General features: G+C 34.7%; 17 protein-coding genes. 4 read left to right on the forward strand and 13 right to left on the reverse strand.

All coding sequences use genetic code 11. The features are described from left to right. Position 1: 1 nt before the first annotated feature. Positions 2 to 205 (forward strand): helix-turn-helix transcriptional regulator, encoded by a 204-nt coding sequence (locus BQ5367_RS02405; RefSeq protein WP_015527881.1) that lies wholly within the window; start codon positions 2 to 4, stop codon positions 203 to 205. Positions 206 to 304: 99 nt separating this feature from the next. Next, positions 305 to 562, forward strand: a complete 258-nt coding sequence (locus BQ5367_RS02410; RefSeq protein WP_055157184.1) for a hypothetical protein — start codon at positions 305 to 307, stop codon at positions 560 to 562. 328 nt (positions 563 to 890) lie between these two features. Here the strand turns inward: BQ5367_RS02410 and BQ5367_RS02415 are convergent, their stop codons facing one another. From BQ5367_RS02415 to BQ5367_RS02430, 4 genes are all read right to left on the reverse strand, one after another. After that, a complete protein-coding gene (locus tag BQ5367_RS02415; protein ID WP_071440973.1) occupies positions 891 to 2,387 on the reverse strand; it encodes an IMP dehydrogenase in 1,497 nt (498 codons plus the stop codon). A 143-nt stretch (positions 2,388 to 2,530) separates the two neighbouring features. Then, positions 2,531 to 3,070 (reverse strand): rubrerythrin, encoded by a 540-nt coding sequence (rbr, locus tag BQ5367_RS02420; RefSeq protein ID WP_071440974.1) that lies wholly within the window; start codon positions 3,068 to 3,070, stop codon positions 2,531 to 2,533. Positions 3,071 to 3,189: 119 nt separating this feature from the next. Then, a complete protein-coding gene (locus BQ5367_RS02425; RefSeq protein WP_071440975.1) occupies positions 3,190 to 5,613 on the reverse strand; it encodes a heavy metal translocating P-type ATPase in 2,424 nt (807 codons plus the stop codon). Positions 5,614 to 5,615: 2 nt separating this feature from the next. Beyond that, the gene (locus BQ5367_RS02430; protein WP_071440976.1) at positions 5,616 to 5,969 is read right to left on the reverse strand and encodes an ArsR/SmtB family transcription factor; all 354 of its coding nucleotides are present in this window, start codon (positions 5,967 to 5,969) and stop codon (positions 5,616 to 5,618) included. A gap of 266 nt (positions 5,970 to 6,235) precedes the next feature. Between BQ5367_RS02430 and BQ5367_RS13455 the strand changes: the two genes are divergently transcribed. Then, a complete protein-coding gene (locus BQ5367_RS13455; RefSeq protein ID WP_154667075.1) occupies positions 6,236 to 6,379 on the forward strand; it encodes a hypothetical protein in 144 nt (47 codons plus the stop codon). Positions 6,380 to 6,438: 59 nt separating this feature from the next. On the opposite strand, the gene BQ5367_RS02435 is transcribed toward BQ5367_RS13455, so the two are convergent. The 6 genes from BQ5367_RS02435 to BQ5367_RS02460 form a co-directional block, all read right to left on the reverse strand. Beyond that, a complete protein-coding gene (locus BQ5367_RS02435) occupies positions 6,439 to 6,819 on the reverse strand; it encodes a hypothetical protein (protein ID WP_071440977.1) in 381 nt (126 codons plus the stop codon). A gap of 81 nt (positions 6,820 to 6,900) precedes the next feature. After that, a complete protein-coding gene (rsmI, locus tag BQ5367_RS02440; RefSeq protein ID WP_071440978.1) occupies positions 6,901 to 7,752 on the reverse strand; it encodes a 16S rRNA (cytidine(1402)-2'-O)-methyltransferase in 852 nt (283 codons plus the stop codon). Then, on the reverse strand, positions 7,749 to 8,576 hold the full coding sequence (gene ricT, locus BQ5367_RS02445; RefSeq protein WP_071440979.1) for a regulatory iron-sulfur-containing complex subunit RicT: 828 nt from the start codon (positions 8,574 to 8,576) through the stop codon (positions 7,749 to 7,751). Before ricT ends, rsmI begins: the two co-directional genes overlap by 4 nt. Further along, positions 8,566 to 9,540 (reverse strand): hypothetical protein, encoded by a 975-nt coding sequence (locus tag BQ5367_RS02450; RefSeq protein ID WP_071440980.1) that lies wholly within the window; start codon positions 9,538 to 9,540, stop codon positions 8,566 to 8,568. The genes ricT and BQ5367_RS02450 overlap by 11 nt, the downstream gene beginning before the upstream one ends. After that, positions 9,537 to 10,160 (reverse strand): dTMP kinase, encoded by a 624-nt coding sequence (tmk, locus tag BQ5367_RS02455; protein WP_071440981.1) that lies wholly within the window; start codon positions 10,158 to 10,160, stop codon positions 9,537 to 9,539. Before tmk ends, BQ5367_RS02450 begins: the two co-directional genes overlap by 4 nt. Before the next feature lie 80 nt (positions 10,161 to 10,240). Then, complete coding sequence (locus tag BQ5367_RS02460; protein WP_071440982.1) at positions 10,241 to 10,807, reverse strand: hypothetical protein; 567 nt, start codon at positions 10,805 to 10,807, stop codon at positions 10,241 to 10,243. A 1,048-nt stretch (positions 10,808 to 11,855) separates the two neighbouring features. On the opposite strand from BQ5367_RS02460, the gene BQ5367_RS02465 reads away from it, so the two are divergent. Then, a complete protein-coding gene (locus BQ5367_RS02465; RefSeq protein ID WP_071440983.1) occupies positions 11,856 to 12,704 on the forward strand; it encodes a Cof-type HAD-IIB family hydrolase in 849 nt (282 codons plus the stop codon). 18 nt (positions 12,705 to 12,722) lie between these two features. Here BQ5367_RS02465 and BQ5367_RS02470 read toward each other — a convergent pair whose 3' ends face one another. The 3 genes from BQ5367_RS02470 to BQ5367_RS02480 all read right to left on the reverse strand — a co-directional run bounded on the left by BQ5367_RS02470 (position 12,723) and on the right by BQ5367_RS02480 (position 16,025). Further along, positions 12,723 to 13,883, reverse strand: coding sequence for an iron-containing alcohol dehydrogenase (locus tag BQ5367_RS02470; RefSeq protein WP_071440984.1), 1,161 nt, complete (start codon positions 13,881 to 13,883; stop codon positions 12,723 to 12,725). A 67-nt stretch (positions 13,884 to 13,950) separates the two neighbouring features. After that, positions 13,951 to 15,348, reverse strand: a complete 1,398-nt coding sequence (locus tag BQ5367_RS02475) for a CotH kinase family protein (protein ID WP_071440985.1) — start codon at positions 15,346 to 15,348, stop codon at positions 13,951 to 13,953. Between the two features lie 5 nt (positions 15,349 to 15,353). Continuing rightward, positions 15,354 to 16,025 (reverse strand): DUF4956 domain-containing protein, encoded by a 672-nt coding sequence (locus BQ5367_RS02480; RefSeq protein ID WP_071440986.1) that lies wholly within the window; start codon positions 16,023 to 16,025, stop codon positions 15,354 to 15,356. Position 16,026: the final 1 nt, after the last annotated feature.

Consider the following 16,026-nt stretch of genomic DNA (forward strand, 5'->3'; position numbering starts at 1 on the left):
CATGGTAGAAGATTTCATGTGCAACTTAAAGGTATATCGTGTAGCACAAGGTTTAACACAAGAACAACTGGCAGAAAAAGTCGGGGTTCGTAGAGAAACAATTATGAGGTTGGAAAAAGCACAATACAATCCATCTCTAAAACTGGCGATTGATATTTCACGGGTTCTCAATGCACCGATAGAAGATATTTTCATTTTTAAATAAGATAGTGGTAGTAAATTCGGTTCTATGTGATATTGGGAACAATAGAATATTAAGTTTTACATCAATATAAGAGTAATGCAACTATAATGTTAATTTGTATTGCTTGGAGGAACAATACCTGATGAAGATGATAATGATGTCATCGCAGAACAACTTGCAAAAATCAGTGAACAGATGGCAATTAAGAATAGGCGTAGCAAAAAAATTTGGAAAATTGCTGGGGTTATATTCCTAGTAATTGTGCTATTGAATATCCTCTTGATAATATTTAATATGTCAGTATCTAAAAACGTTTCAACAGATAGTAGCACCACTTTCATAGAAATAGGTGAAGATGATGTGATTGATGTAGAATAATTTCCAACATACAATCCCAGTTTGACAACTTTATATCCATACACACAAAGCAGTTAGTCTTAGGATTGACTGCTTTTTAACAAAAGACACCACTCAGGTGTAAAGGGTGTCTTTTTAGTGCTATTTTATTGTCATATCAAGGCTCATTCAATTGTGGTAAATTCGTGGTAAATTAAATAATTTTCTATACTTCAAAGTGCTTGAAAGTATAGTGTTTATGCGGATAATCGCAAATTAGATATAAAATTTAACATAAACATTACATAAATTTTACATTATAACCAAAAAAAGAAGCCTTTTTTTGGCTTCTTTAAGACAACTTCTTTAACTATTTAAAATCATCTTTCAGCACGACGTCATGTGCGCTTCCTTCCTGGATAGATACATTGGAAGCTAATGTTAAACGTGCTGTTTCATAAAATTCTTTAATAGTTAATGCGCCACAGTTACACATCGTTGATTTAATTTTATGTAATGTGATCGATACACCATCATCTAATTTACCGGCATAAGGCACATAAGAATCAACACCTTCTTCAAATGTCAGTTCCTGTTTACCTCCAAGGTCATAACGTGCCCAGTTTCTAGCACGATTACTTCCTTCTCCCCAGTATTCTTTCATATAACCTTTGCTTGTTTTTACTTTAGCTGTTGGCGACTCATCAAATCTAGCAAAATATCTTCCTAGCATGACAAAGTCTGCACCCATCGCTAATGCTAAAGTAATATGATAATCATGTACGATACCACCATCAGAACAGATAGGTACATAGACACCTGTCTCTTCAAAATATTCATCTCTCGCTTTCGCAACATCCATAACAGCACTTGCTTGACCACGGCCAATTCCTTTGGCTTCACGAGTAATACAAATGGAACCGCCTCCGATACCGATCTTTACAAAGTCAGCTCCAGCATCTGCAAGATATCTGAATCCTTCTCCATCAACAACATTTCCGGCACCAATCTTTACAGTATCCCCATAATGCTCTCTTACCCATTTAATTGTGTCATACTGCCATTCAGAGAAACCTTCACTTGAATCGATGCAGACAACATCTACCCCTGCTTCAACAAGTGCAGGAACACGCTGTGCATAATCTCTTGAATTAATACCAGCACCAACAATATAACGTTTTTCACTATCAAGCAATGCATCTGTATTTTCTTTATCACTTGAATAGTCTTTTCTGAATACCATATATTTTAAATGCTGTTCTTTATCAACGATCGGCAAAGAATTCAGTTTCTTTTCCCAAATCAAATCATTTGCTTCTGTAAGTGTCATACCATCATGCCCCACTACCAAATCCTGATATTTTGTCATGAAGTCTTTTACTTTTTTATCCAACGAATCTCGTGTTGTACGATAATCTCGGCTTGTTACGATTCCTAACAATTTTCCATTCGGTGTACCATCCTCGGTAACCGCCATTGTTGAATGACCTGTTTTAGCTAACAAATCTAATACATCTTTTAATGTATTCTCAGGTGTGATATTAGAATCGCTAATAACAAAACCTGCTTTATAATTCTTAACACGTCGTACCATTTCAGCCTGCTGTTCGATCGTCTGTGAACCATAGATAAAAGCACAGCCGCCTTTTTTCGCCAAAGCAACAGCCATCTTATCATCTGATACTGACTGCATGATGGCACTTACCATCGGAATGTTTAAACTAAGTGCTGGTTGTTCTCCTTTTTTAAACTTCACCAGCGGTGTTTTTAAATCCACATTTGCAACGATATTCTTTTTGGTGGTTAAATTGGGAATTAAAAGATATTCACCAAACGTATGAGATAAACCTTCTAAAACTTTCGCCATAAAATTGTACCTCTCTTCCTTGTATTATCTGTAAAATTATCACAAATCCCTTTAAAAATCAATCAAATTTTCTACTTTTACGATAAAGCCTTATATTATTTTTCACCATAAAAGAAAAAAGGCATTTTCATGCCTTTTTCATTTTAGTAGTTATCGCTTGCTTTTGCAAATACTGCCTGAGGATATCCACAAACAGGACATACACCAGGAGCAACTTCATTTTCTACACGGTAACCGCAGATACCACACTGCCATACTACTTTTTCATCTTTCTTAAACACTTTGCTATTTTCAACATTTGCAAGCAATGCTAAGCATCTTTCTTCATGAGCTTTTTCGATCTTAGCTACTGCTTCAAACTGGAATGCTAATTTATTGAAACCTTCTTCTTTAGCTTCTTTAGCAAATTTAGCATACATATCTGTCCACTCATAGTTTTCACCAGCTGCAGCATCTTTTAAGTTTTCATCAGTTTCAGGAATGTTATCTCCATGTAGTGCTTTAAACCACAATTTAGCATGTTCCTGTTCATTTCTAGCTGTTTCTAAGAATAATTCAGCAATCTGATTTAAACCTTGTTCTTTTGCTTTTTCGGCATAGTATGTGTATTTATTTCTAGCCTGAGATTCACCAGCAAATGCGCTCATTAAATTTTGTTCTGTTTTTGATCCTTTTAGTTCCATTGTTAACTTCCTTTCTGTAGACTTTTGTCTTATACATCACCAGTATAATCTTTTCTTACTTTTTTGTCAATCAGTATTTTATTTTTTCTTTAATAATAGACTCATTTTGATAATCATTATCATTTTTTAAGAATTCTCATTGCATTGATGACTGCTATGATGCTCACGCCTACATCAGCAAATACGCCTAACCACATATTTGCATATCCAAAGATGCTTAACCCTAAAATGATAGCTTTTATACCTAAAATAAAGACAATGTTTTCATTCATGATCTTCTGCGTAAATCTTGCTAGATCAATTCCCTGACTCAAAGAACTTAAATTATCCTTCATCAATACCAGATCACTGGCTTCTACAGCAGCTTCACTTCCAAGTCCGCCCATAGCTATACCTAGATCGCTTCTTGCTAATACAGGTGCATCATTGATACCGTCGCCAACATAGGCTACCTTACCAGATGCTGATTTTAAGATCTTTTCCAGCTCCTCTACCTTATCTGTTGGTAACAGTTCATAGTGAACCTCATCAATACCACACTCATTGGCAATGGCTTGTGCCGTTTTCTGCCGGTCCCCTGTCAGCATGACAAGTTTTTTAATACCTTTTTCTTTTAAGCTTCTCAAAGATTCGATCGTATTTGGCTTTAATGTATCACTAATTTCAATCGTACCAACATACTTTGAATCATAAGCAATATAGACAAGTGTTCCAGTTGACGCTTCTTCTTTACAAGCAACATGGAAACGATCAATTAACTTTTTATTTCCTGCAAGTAATATCTTACCCTGATATTCCCCTTTTATACCATGTCCTGCAATTTCTTCAACATTTCTAAATTCATTTTTATCCACTTCTTTTCCATATTCTTTTTGAATAGAAAGAGCAATCGGATGCGTTGAATAGCTTTCCGCAATTGCTGCTAAACGTAAACATTCATCAGCTTTTTCACTATAAATATTTGTTACTTCAAAAGAACCATTTGTTAATGTTCCTGTCTTATCAAAGACGATCGTATCGATCTGACTTAAAATTTCCAGATAATTTCCACCCTTTACTAATATTCCTTTTTTACTAGCACTTCCGATACCCGCAAAATATCCTAACGGAATAGAAAGAACAAGGGCACATGGACATGAGATGACAAGGAAGGTACATGCACGAAGCAGCCATTCCTGCCAGCCGATCTGAGTTTGAAAGAAGTTAGGAACGATTGCTAAAACCAAGGCTGCAATAACAACAATAGGTGTATACACTCTTGCAAAACGAGTCATTTTCAGCTCTGTTCTTGCTTTTTTACTGGAAGCATTTTCTACCATATCTAAAATTCTGCTGACCGTTGATTCACTTAATTCATGTGTCACTCTCATTTCAATGACCCCCTGCAAATTGATGCAGCCTGCCAACACTTCATCTCCTAAGCTAACTTCTCTTGGCAGTGATTCACCTGTCAATGCACTTGTATCTAAGGTTGTTGTCCCTTGACAAACAACTCCATCTAACGGAACTCTTTCTCCAGGCTGCACGACGATGATATCTTTAATCTTAATTTCTTCAGGGTCTACATCACTTATTTGTTCATTAGTTTTTAAATGAGCAATTTCTGCTTTGATATTCATTAAATCAGCAATTGAATTTCTTGATCTTTCAACTGCTTTATTTTGAAAATATTCACCCAGCTGATAAAACAGCATAACGGCTACTGCTTCTAAATATTCACCGACAACAAGGGCACCGATGGTTGCAATCAGCATTAAGAAATTTTCATCAAATATTTCACCACGCCGAATATTTTTCAACGCCTTTACGATGACGCTATAGCCAACCATAATGTAAGAAAGGATAATTCCTATCTGCCAATCAAATTGTAAACTTAAAACAAATACGACAATCCCTGTACCCAAAATATAAGCCTGATAATTCTTCTTTTTCTCTTTTTTCTCATTTCCTTCAATGATTTCAACTTCTTCTGCATCAAGAATTGCTTTTCTGACTTTTTCTTTGATATGATTTTCATCAGCATTTTTTTTCACATAAAACAGTAATGTTTTTGTAGTGAAATTCAACGAAGCGTATGCAACTCCTTCCACCTCATTTACGGCATCTTCAACTTTCATGGCACAATTAGCACAATCTAACCCTTCAATTTTCCATTTCAATTTTTTTAAGTCTTTACCTGCCGGCTGAACTCGCATAACTTCTTTACGATGTTCATGATGATCATGATTACAACATTCGTGTTCATGATGATGCTCATGTTTACAGCAACTATGGTCATGGTGGTGTTCATGTTCACATGTACAAGCTTTTTCATGATGTATATGACCATCTTTTTTTACGACATGAACTTCTTCTAAATCTTCAATTAAATGAATAAGTTCTTTTTCTATATCTTCTGTATATGATTTATAGTGAATCGTGCATCCTAATGTTGCAGCATTCACACTGGCATTTTCCACATCTTCATGCTTATTTAACGCTCTTTCAATTTTCATAGCACAATTTGGACAATCCAGCCCTTCAAGAATATATTTCTTTTCCATAATTAATCCTCCATCACATGCTCATATCCAGCTTCAAAAATTCTTCCGATATGATCATCATCTAATGAATAATAGATGACCTTGCCATCTCTGCGATATTTAACAAGACGAGCTTGTTTTAGTGTTTTGAGCTGATGAGAAACCGCTGACTGAGACACATCTAATAAAGCAGATAGATCACAAACACACATTTCAGCTTTTAAAAGTGCACAAATGATCTTGATTCTTGTCGGATCTCCAAACACTTTCAAAAGTTCTGCCGTTGCGACTAATTTCTCTTCATCCGGCATCTCTTTTTTCACCTTATTTACAACATCCTCATGGATAACTGTTATTTCACATTTTTCAATTTCCATATTAACACCCTTTCATATGAACATTTGTTCATATATATAATATGTAAAGATTCTCATTATGTCAAGTTTTATTTCAATGAAAATTTCTGAAATAATGTGAAATTTTATGTAAATTTAACACAGTGTTTGCCCTACAAAAACACTTGATTTTATCAGAAAAACAAAGTGAAAAAAATTTCAAAAAGTTAAATAAATCCCTTGATTTCAGCTTTTTTTCAGTATATTATATGGGTGTAAGTTAAGATAAAGAGAAGGAGGATACAAATATGAAGAACTTATTAAAGGCTATCAATTTTGTGAAATTCAACAAGAATCGCACAAACGCTAAACAATCGATTACTTCTCGTGAAGTAGAGCACATTAATGCCGGAAATTCTACTTCTGCTTGGGGAATCGTATTCTATCGCTAGTCGTTCTAGCATTTCACATAATTAAAAAAGGAAAAAGATGATTCACATCTTTTTCTTTTTTATTTATTATTTATTTTAAATAAACTTTTTAAAAGTAAACCACAGCCTGAAGCAATGAAGCCAAAAACGAGAATATATTCAAACAGTGTCATTCGCATGATTGAAATCCGCATATTCATAAGCAATGAAACTACAATAAAAATGACACCTAAGATGATAAGAATCTTTGGCCCTAATGATTTTGGATTATAAAAATACCATACAACACCTATGATCAAGGGAATTGTAATTATTCCAGATGTGATACTAAAAGAACCAAAGTGTATGACCGACCAGCCATGATGTACATACACCCGTTGAGATAACATATATAAACCTATTGCAAGTAGAACGATGCCCACTAAAAATTGTACTAAACCATTTTCATTTGTATCTTTCATATTGATCCCCCTAAATTCCTTTTTATTATAGCTTTTCTTTTTATCTTCGACAAGTATTATTAAAAAGCCAGAGCATTAGCTCTAGCTACTGTGATATTGTTTATAGATTTCATTTTTGGATAACCCGTGATCCCGGGCAACTTTTTTTATTGCCTCATTTGTTGAATAACCGCTTTGGATATAACAATGTATTTTTTCATTTAAAATAGAAAAAGGAATATCATCGCCAATTTCTTCTTCTTTATATCCTTCAAGCACAAGTACCATCTCACCCTTGAGATCATCACATATATCTAACATTTCACTGATCGTTCCACGAAGGAATTCTTCATGTTTCTTAGTAATTTCTCTTGCCAGACACATCTTACGATTACCAAAAACTTCTAAAAATGTATGCAGCGTCTTTTTAATACGGTGCGGAGCTTCATAGAAGATCATCGTTTGTTTGACCTTTGATAATTCTTCACAGCTTTTTCTTCGTTCATTTTCATTGACTTTTAAAAAACCGACAAACATAAATGGCTGAGCTGAAAGGCCACTAGCTACCAAAGCATTTAGCGCTGCATTGGCTCCTGATACAGGCACTACATTAAAACCGGCTTCTACCACCATATTCACAACTACCTGACCGGGGTCACTGACAAGCGGATAGCCGGCATCGCTGACAACGGCAACATTTTTACCTTCCTCCAGCAATGCTACCAATCCTTTGGCACTTTCATATTCATTGTGCATATGATGTGCCATACATCTCGTTTTGATATCAAAATGTGACAACAATTTCATCGTATTACGTGTATCTTCCGCTGCAATTACATCTACGCTCTTTAATATCTCAATCGCCCTTGGTGTCATTTCACTTAGATTACCGATAGGTGTTGCAACCAGATATAACGTTGCTTTTTCATTTTCAAAGCTTTTCTGCCGATTCATCGTTTTGACCAGTCAATATCTGGCCATAATTCTGAAAAGTCCAGAAATTGAACATCTTCCTTATTTTCTATTTTTGCCTGTTTCAACAGTACATTCATGCTTGTCACACGATATTTATTACCTTTATATTCAATTTGTGAATTCACTTTTGGTAAACCCGCCCGCATTTCCTTATATTGTGCATCTTCATAGCGGAGACAACACATTAGCTTGCCACACTGCCCTGAAAGCTTCTGCACATTTAAAGCCAGCATCTGATTTTTAGCCATATTGATTGACACCACATCAAAATCATTTAAAAACCTTGAACAACAGGTTTCCATGCCGCAAGTACCTAAGCCACCCACAATTTTTGCTTTATTGCGAGGTCCAATCTGACGAAGTTCGATACGACACTTAAATTTTGTCGCTAGATCTTTCAACAACTCCCTAAAATCAACACGATCATCGGCAACGTATACAAAAATGATCTTACTGCGGTCTAATGTATATTCTGCTTCGATCAAACGCATATCCAGTCCCTGTGCCTGAATGGCTTCTTCACAAATCACCATTGCCTTCTTAGCCGCTTCTTTATTCTCTTCCACATCTTTTAAATCTTTTTCTGTGGCCTTTCGGATAACTGGTTTGATTTCCAATTCAGTGGAGACATTTTCAAAAAGCTGATTTTCTTTCATGATCGTACCAACTTCTAGCCCTCGAACCGTTTCAACAACAACTTTATCATGGACCTTCAAGGTATCATCATTTGTCCCAAATGTATAAAGCTTGTTTGATTCCGAAAAACTTACAAACGCTATATGTGTATAGTCTTTATTCTCCATCTGCTACCTCCTTCATCCTGATCAGCATCGAATCAACTAACAATTTCACACTAACAGATTTACTGAAACGATTTTTTGTACTGACACAAATATTTAAATATTCAACACATTGTTCTTTTGAATATTTGCCTATCATCCTATTCCATATATCATCTTTACATTCACTTTTCTGCATGATCCCATTTCTAAAAAATATCGTTAATATTTCATTAAAATAAGTAAACTGAATTCGATCATTTCCCTTTTTTTCATTAAATGCCTGAGTCTGAATCGTCAACAGTGTCATATATGGATCATCATAAAAATGTTCAATGACCTCCATCGCCCAATCTCTGGCATTTCTATAATTTTCATCTTCACTTAACGCTAGAATTTCATCAGCATCTGCCGCTATATGAGAACACAAATAAGCATCCAGTTCGTCAATATCTTCATTTCTGGCAAATTCCAGTCCTTCTTTTACAGGCGGTTTGCGGAAAGGTATTTTCTGACATCTTGATACGATGGTCGGTAACACTTTATCCAGCTGCTCACTGATAAGGATTGCCGTCACATCACTTGCCGGCTCCTCTAAAAATTTAAGCAGTGAATTCATTGCATCAGCTGTAGCATTTTCTACTAGATTTAATATATAGATCTTCTTTCCCGTAGCTTCTAATGCCGTCTTATTGAATTCTTCCTGAATATGCATGATATCTTCTTTTTTTATTGTTTTGATACTGCCGTCAATAATGATCAGATCAGAAAAGTTATTCTCTGCGACACGTCTGCAAACATCACACTTTTCACATGCAAAGCCTTCTTTTTCACACAGAAGACTTTGAGCCAGTAAAATGGCACTCTTAAATTTGCCACATCCCTTATCTCCAAAAAACAGATAAGCATGTGCTGAAGTTTTTCCCAGTAAAGCATTTTCTAAGATCCGATAAGCAACTGGCTGTTTTTTTCTAAGCTTTTCTTTCATTTTCTAATCGTCTCCAAAACGATCTGTAACGCATCTTCTACAACCTTATCTACCTCTTGTGAAGCATCCACCACACGCATACGGTGACGATATTTCGCAAGTACCTGCCGATAACCTTCACTTACTTCCTGATGGAAATGATTCGTTTCTAAATCAAGACGATCCTTAAAGGCTCTTGTTTCAATACGTTTTAATCCGTCATTGTAATCAAGATTTAAAAATATCGTGGTATCTGGAAAATATCCATCTATCGCAAACTGGTTGATCATATACACATTATCAATACCCAGATGACGTGCATAACCCTGATAAGCTAAAGAAGAATCTACAAAACGATCACATATTACGATTTGTCCCTTTTCTAAAGCTGGAATAACCTTTTCTACTAAATGCTGACGTCGTGACGCAGCATAAAGCAATGCCTCTGTTTTCGCATCCATGGCTGTATTTTTTGGATCAAGAATCACATTTCGAATCTGTTCCGCAATTTCAATACCACCCGGTTCTCTTGTATAAATGGCATCATAGCCCATTTCTTTTAATTTTTGCGCAACAATTGTTGAAATTGTCGTCTTTCCGCTCCCATCGGGTCCTTCAAACGTGATAAAATATCCTCTCATAAATATCTCCTGTCAGCTTATAAAATGATTATACCACAATCATCATCAACATAAAAAGCGTTTTATCCTATACCTAATCATCAAAGCATTTTAATAATATAAGATTTCAATTGATCATCTGAGACATAATGTCCAATGCCCTTTTCATCAGCACCTCTCATAGGTGTCATCCCAAAACCATTCTTCAAAGAACGTGCTCCATCTTCTGAAACAGCCTCTGCATAGACTTCACTTACTTCATAACCCTCCTGAATCTTTGTATCAAGCCATCTGGCAAAAGCCTTTCCCATTAACTTCATACATGCAGTACCACGATAATCTTCTTCCACTGCAAGCGTATATAGATAAAGGATGTTTTTTCCTTTCTTCATTCCTTTATTTAAAAGTGTTGAAAAATGAGAACCATTTAAATATTCATCTCTTTGCTTTTCATCAAGAAAAATCACCGTAAAATATCCTGCCAGTCTATTTACATCCTCATCTACACAAAAAAACAGTCCCTCTTTGACTTGTTTATACAATGAGCGGATATAATCCGGTTCTAAATAGTCATTTCCCTCAGCAGGAAAAATTCTACGATCCATTTCAAGCATCTTCTCAAACCAGTTTTGATTTATCTTGTCATTCATTAAAACCGATAATTTCATTCACTTATTCTCCTATATAAGAAAAAGGCATGAATCATGCCCCAACATATTTATTATAACACAAAAAAAAATAAATTATAAGACTGTTTCTATAGCATAAATAAGGTATTATATAAGTGTAAAAAGACAGAACATCTGAAAGGAGGAAATGTCTTATGAAAGAGGTTTTAAAAGAAATTTAGTTCGTTTCCTATGAAGCCTGACAGAACTTCATGAGGAAACTAAAAATCTTATTTATGTTTTAAAAAGAAAGTGTTTTCTGTGAGAGGGCAGACCAATGGACAGAGAAGAGGAGAAGAACTAAAACTGAATATATAAAAAGTCTACCGCAGTGTAGAAAAAATAGATAAATGATCTATTTATAGATACGGCTTATTTATGATTGAAATGTTGTAAGAAATCATTAATTTATAATGATTGAATTCTAACGAATCCCCCTGTGCTTATAAACAGAAATAGTTAGATATTCAATAAATTATATAAAATGAATAAAATAACTTTCTCATTAAGCCCTAAGGATCTTATAAAAAAATCGATGATCCCATCGTTGACAAATCGAAAGAGATTTACATATAGATGGCTTCATACTTGAATTGTCAGAAACAATTCTAAGAAATAAATTATAGAATGTTTTAATGATTTAAAATAGAAAAAACGATGATTTGGATATAAATGAGAGTTTAATGTGTCGTTCTTCCTATAGAAATCAAACAAACAAATGTAATTATATTTCCTTCCAAATTAAATGATTCCATGTTTATAAAGGAGGCTTTTCAATAGATGGATTCATATAAAGAATGAACAATGAAGATCTAAGTATTTAGAAGATTCAAGACAGAGTTATCTAAAAACTAGAGACGTTGATTATATGAATTTTATGAATATGGTTCCATCGCTTATAAATTGAAAGTATTCATATAACTGGCTTCGTAAAGAGATTGTCTAAAATGACAATCTCTTTTTTTACGGGAATTTCAATAAAATTTTATGAAATATGATATTTTTTTATGAATTTCTCCTTTATAATATAAGAGTTGAGGAGGACTTTATGATAAAATTATTTGCATGTGATTTAGATGGAACATTATTAAATGATGATCATGAATTTGATGAAATTATCTTTAATGCAATTGATGCAGTAATTAAAGAAGGAAAATATTTTTCATTTGCGACAGGCAGACATATGCATGCTCAGCAAATAAAAATATTAAAATATGAAAAACGGGATGTTTTTATGGTTTGTATGAATGGAGCTTTGATATTAGATCCTTCTCAAAATATAATTTATGACAGAAAAATGGATAAAAAAATTGTCAAAGATTTATTAGAAACTTTTCCTGAGATTGACTTTGACTGTATTGGCAAAGACCATGTTTTTATCCGTGCGAATCGCCAGGAACATTTGGATCAATTTAGCCGGTCTAGCATTTGGAACAGAGCTGCAAAAAAATGGAAAATTGAAGATTTTATAAAAGATAGTATTTTTGATCAAAGTATTGATGATATTTTATCTCATGATATTTATAAGATCAACTGTCGTTTAAGTGATGCGAAAACGATTGAAAAAATGAATTGTTATCTTGATCAGCATAAAGATGAAATCGTAAATGCTCCTTATGATAATGGTGCTTTTGAAATTACTGGAAAAAATGTCAATAAGGGAAATGCTGTCGCATGGCTATGTGAATATCTTCATCTTCAGGAAGATGAAGTTGCGGTATATGGCGATGGCGGCAATGACATAGAGATGTTAGAAAGATTCAAACATTCTTATGGGATGTCAAATGGTATGGAGTCCGCTAAAAAAGCGGCGAATGAAATTATTGGCTGCTGCAAAGATTATGCAGTATCAAAACATATCCTAGAAACACTACAAAAAGAAGAAGATAATAAATAAGCTGGCGATTGCCAGCTTTTATAATGCCATTTTAAATATTTTCTTTACATCCTCTGCACTAAGAGCTACAAAACCATTTTGAAGTCCACCATCAGCTGCTTTTTGTGCCATGACATCAAAATGTGTTTCATCAATATCAATTTCATGTAATGAGCTAGGAAGATTTAATGATTTAAAGAATTCACGAGTTTTTTGAATTGCTGCATGCGCAATATCCATATCGCTTCCTTCATGGATTCCCCAGACATTCTTCCCATACTCTACAAACTTCCACAATGTGTCTTCATTTAAAACATATTCCATCCAATTTGGTGTCAAAATAGCCAGTCCAACACCATGGGTGATATCATAGAAGGCACTTAATTCATGTTCCATCGGATGCACGGACCATGCAGTATTTTCCCCATAGGAACAAATACCATTGATGGCCATAGAACTTGCCCACATCAGATTTGCACGAGCTTCATAATTCTTAGGATCTTCTAAAGCAATAGGTGCATACTTGATACAAGTCTTTAAGATACCTTCACAGAAACGAGCTTGAAGATAAGCACCCTTTTCCTGATTAAAATAGTTTTCAAAAGTATGACTCATGATATCTGCCGTTCCTGCTGCTGTCTGATATGCAGATACAGAATACGTATACTCTGGATCCAAAATTGAGAATACCGGTTTTGTCAGATCATTTCCCGATCCCCATTTTTCATTTTTGGTTAAGTCTGAAATAACTGCAAAGCCATCCATTTCACTGCCTGTAGCCGCTAATGTCAGAACAGCCGCAACAGGTAAAGCTTTCGTAATCTTGTTTCGATCTAATACCTGATCCCATGGATCACCTTCATAACACACGCCACTTGCGATGATCTTTGAACAGTCGATCGTACTGCCGCCACCGACAGCCAAGACGGCTGTCAAACCATGCTGATGACAGATTTCTACGCCTTTACGTACAGATTCAATACGAGGATTCGGTTCAACTCCTGCAAGTTCCTGCCATTCGATACCTGCCTTTTTTAATTGCTCACACACTTTATCGTATAAACCAATCTTTTTAATGCTGCCGCCTCCATATACCAGAAGCACCTTATCAGAAATTTTTTTCAGATTCTCTCCTAAATTCTCAATCTGACCTTTACCAAAATAAATTTGTGTTGGTATGTTATAATGAAAATTTTGCATATCCTTTCCTCCTAAGTACTTTCATATTAGCACATTTATCAGTGAAATTCTATTTGTTTAAACACCTTTATTCATCCTTTAAATCAGCTATTTCTCCCATGTCTGGCAGCCAGATGGAAGAGGCATCTACAAAGTTGCTCTTATCTTCCGTTTGCCCTCTTATAGTTGCAGGTATCGTTCCTTCAAGCTGCCTTCGGATACTTTCTGCACGCAAAAGACAAAACTCTTTGATCGTTTCTACCGCTAATAGAAAATCTTCATGACTACAGAAAGCTGTTGGATCTTTTTCTACATAAGGTGAAATCATAGCTTTTGTTTCCTCAACAAATTTCTCAAAATAACCACTCTCAAAATATTCTTTGATCAGCTGGTCAAAATAACGATGATATTGTTTAAAATATTCATCGTTTTTCATGAGATTGTGATACAATGGGCGGTTTAACATAATTTCTCCAGAAGCCGGTGTATTGATTGGATAATTCACATAAAGTGTAGCATCATTAATAGGATCCGGCATACCTAGGGAATAGGTTGCGAATGCCAGATTATAATCCCATGGCAATATACTGATAATTCCCTCTTCTTCATATAAGAAATAATTATGTCCGGTCCTTCCTAAATAGCTGTCTAAGTTGACTACAAATACTTGTACTGTAAAATAACGAAGCACTTCATCCACATCCACTGCAGACTCTAAGTTTTCGCCTGTAGAAAGAATCTTCAATGCCTCAATCACTCTTTCTTTATCACGATTTGTAATATCAAACTTAGCATTTCTAAATATATTATCGTAGCTTTCAAAAGCATCATCCGTATAGCGTAAAGCTACATCTGCATTTTCATCGTTTAAAGACTTATAATCCGGCTTGTAAAGCTGTCCATGATTTTTTCCATATACTCGTCGTGCAAAGGCTTCTTCAGGTTCTTCAATAGCTAAAAACAAGCCCCAATCTTCTCCATTCACACGAACATTTGCATAACTGCGCAAAGGTGTGGGTACACCCATATGATCCATCATATCATAGGTAATCCAGTTTTTCATATAACTGTTATCCTGGAAAGAAGCATCTAAGGAAAATTTGTCGAGTCCATAATAACTGTTATATTCATAATGGTCAAACTCTACTTTAAGACTATAACGCTCAAGACCATATTCATGAACAAGTCGTCGTGAATTATTTCCTTTTACTCGTAATCCTACATTTGAAAATGCTTCACCATCAATCACGATCGTACATGAGCGATATTCTTCTTCATTCGCTGTTTCTAAAAACCCTTGCCAGTCATCAATAATAATATCGATCTCATGAATCTTTGATCTTTCAAACAATCTTGTTTCATAACCCATTTGTGACGACATAAAAGTGATTCCTAAACTTTCTCCATTGATAAATAAGCAAGTAATTAAAAGAGCAGCCGCTATCACAACAATACAAATTTTATCAATATACTTATGTTTCAACATATTCTTTAGCTCATGTAATCGCCATTATAAGAAACCATGACGGTATGACTGACACCCGGAAACTCTGCCAGTTCATTGATAAAATCTGTATTTTCATCTTTTAGTCTTATTTCATAATTCAATTCAATACAACCCGGGACTACACTTTTACTCTTAACAGACGTTTTCTTTACTTTTTGTTTTAAATAATCGTACACATATTTTTCTACTGTAGAATCTTCACAATGAACAACAAGAATATAAGGTCTTTCAAATCCCTTGTATCTTGAAAATATCAGTATGATGATACCAATAAAGAAACTGCCAAATACCGCTAATGGAATAAATCCTGCAGCAAGAACGATACCTACAGCAATTGACCAAAATAAGAAAGCAATATCTGATGGTTCTTTTATAGCGGTACGGAAACGAACAATTGACAAGGCACCAACCATACCAAGTGACAATATGACATTACTTGTAACCGCAAGAATAAGAAGAGCTGTGATCATTGTCAAGGCAATAAGAGTAACCCCAAACGATGCAGAATACATAATTCCTGCATAACTTTTTTTATAAATAAAGAAAATGTATAACCCTAATGCAAAAGAAAGGATCAAAACAAGAACCATATCTAAAACAGATATTGCAGTAACATTTTCTAAAAATCCTGATTTAAAAATATCTCCAAAACCCATA

Origin of the sequence: Traorella massiliensis (assembly GCF_900104665.1) — a bacterium.
GTDB lineage: Bacteria > Bacillota_I > Bacilli_A > Erysipelotrichales > Erysipelotrichaceae > Traorella > Traorella massiliensis.

What these genes read in the sequence shown, in the direction of transcription:
- BQ5367_RS02470 (WP_071440984.1), bottom strand. Translation starts at nt 13,883, where the DNA reads ATGCAAAATTTTCATTATAACATACCAACACAAATTTATTTTGGTAAA.
- BQ5367_RS02460 (WP_071440982.1), bottom strand. Translation starts at nt 10,807, where the DNA reads ATGAAATTATCGGTTTTAATGAATGACAAGATAAATCAAAACTGGTTT.
- BQ5367_RS13455 (WP_154667075.1), top strand. Translation starts at nt 6,236, where the DNA reads ATGAAGAACTTATTAAAGGCTATCAATTTTGTGAAATTCAACAAGAAT.
- BQ5367_RS02405 (WP_015527881.1), top strand. Translation starts at nt 2, where the DNA reads ATGGTAGAAGATTTCATGTGCAACTTAAAGGTATATCGTGTAGCACAA.
- rsmI (WP_071440978.1), bottom strand. Translation starts at nt 7,752, where the DNA reads ATGAATCGGCAGAAAAGCTTTGAAAATGAAAAAGCAACGTTATATCTG.
- rbr (WP_071440974.1), bottom strand. Translation starts at nt 3,070, where the DNA reads ATGGAACTAAAAGGATCAAAAACAGAACAAAATTTAATGAGCGCATTT.
- ricT (WP_071440979.1), bottom strand. Translation starts at nt 8,576, where the DNA reads ATGGAGAATAAAGACTATACACATATAGCGTTTGTAAGTTTTTCGGAA.
- BQ5367_RS02465 (WP_071440983.1), top strand. Translation starts at nt 11,856, where the DNA reads ATGATAAAATTATTTGCATGTGATTTAGATGGAACATTATTAAATGAT.
- BQ5367_RS02415 (WP_071440973.1), bottom strand. Translation starts at nt 2,387, where the DNA reads ATGGCGAAAGTTTTAGAAGGTTTATCTCATACGTTTGGTGAATATCTT.
- BQ5367_RS02435 (WP_071440977.1), bottom strand. Translation starts at nt 6,819, where the DNA reads ATGAAAGATACAAATGAAAATGGTTTAGTACAATTTTTAGTGGGCATC.
- BQ5367_RS02475 (WP_071440985.1), bottom strand. Translation starts at nt 15,348, where the DNA reads ATGTTGAAACATAAGTATATTGATAAAATTTGTATTGTTGTGATAGCG.
- BQ5367_RS02480 (WP_071440986.1), bottom strand. Translation starts at nt 16,025, where the DNA reads ATGGGTTTTGGAGATATTTTTAAATCAGGATTTTTAGAAAATGTTACT.
- BQ5367_RS02450 (WP_071440980.1), bottom strand. Translation starts at nt 9,540, where the DNA reads ATGAAAGAAAAGCTTAGAAAAAAACAGCCAGTTGCTTATCGGATCTTA.
- tmk (WP_071440981.1), bottom strand. Translation starts at nt 10,160, where the DNA reads ATGAGAGGATATTTTATCACGTTTGAAGGACCCGATGGGAGCGGAAAG.
- BQ5367_RS02430 (WP_071440976.1), bottom strand. Translation starts at nt 5,969, where the DNA reads ATGGAAATTGAAAAATGTGAAATAACAGTTATCCATGAGGATGTTGTA.
- BQ5367_RS02425 (WP_071440975.1), bottom strand. Translation starts at nt 5,613, where the DNA reads ATGGAAAAGAAATATATTCTTGAAGGGCTGGATTGTCCAAATTGTGCT.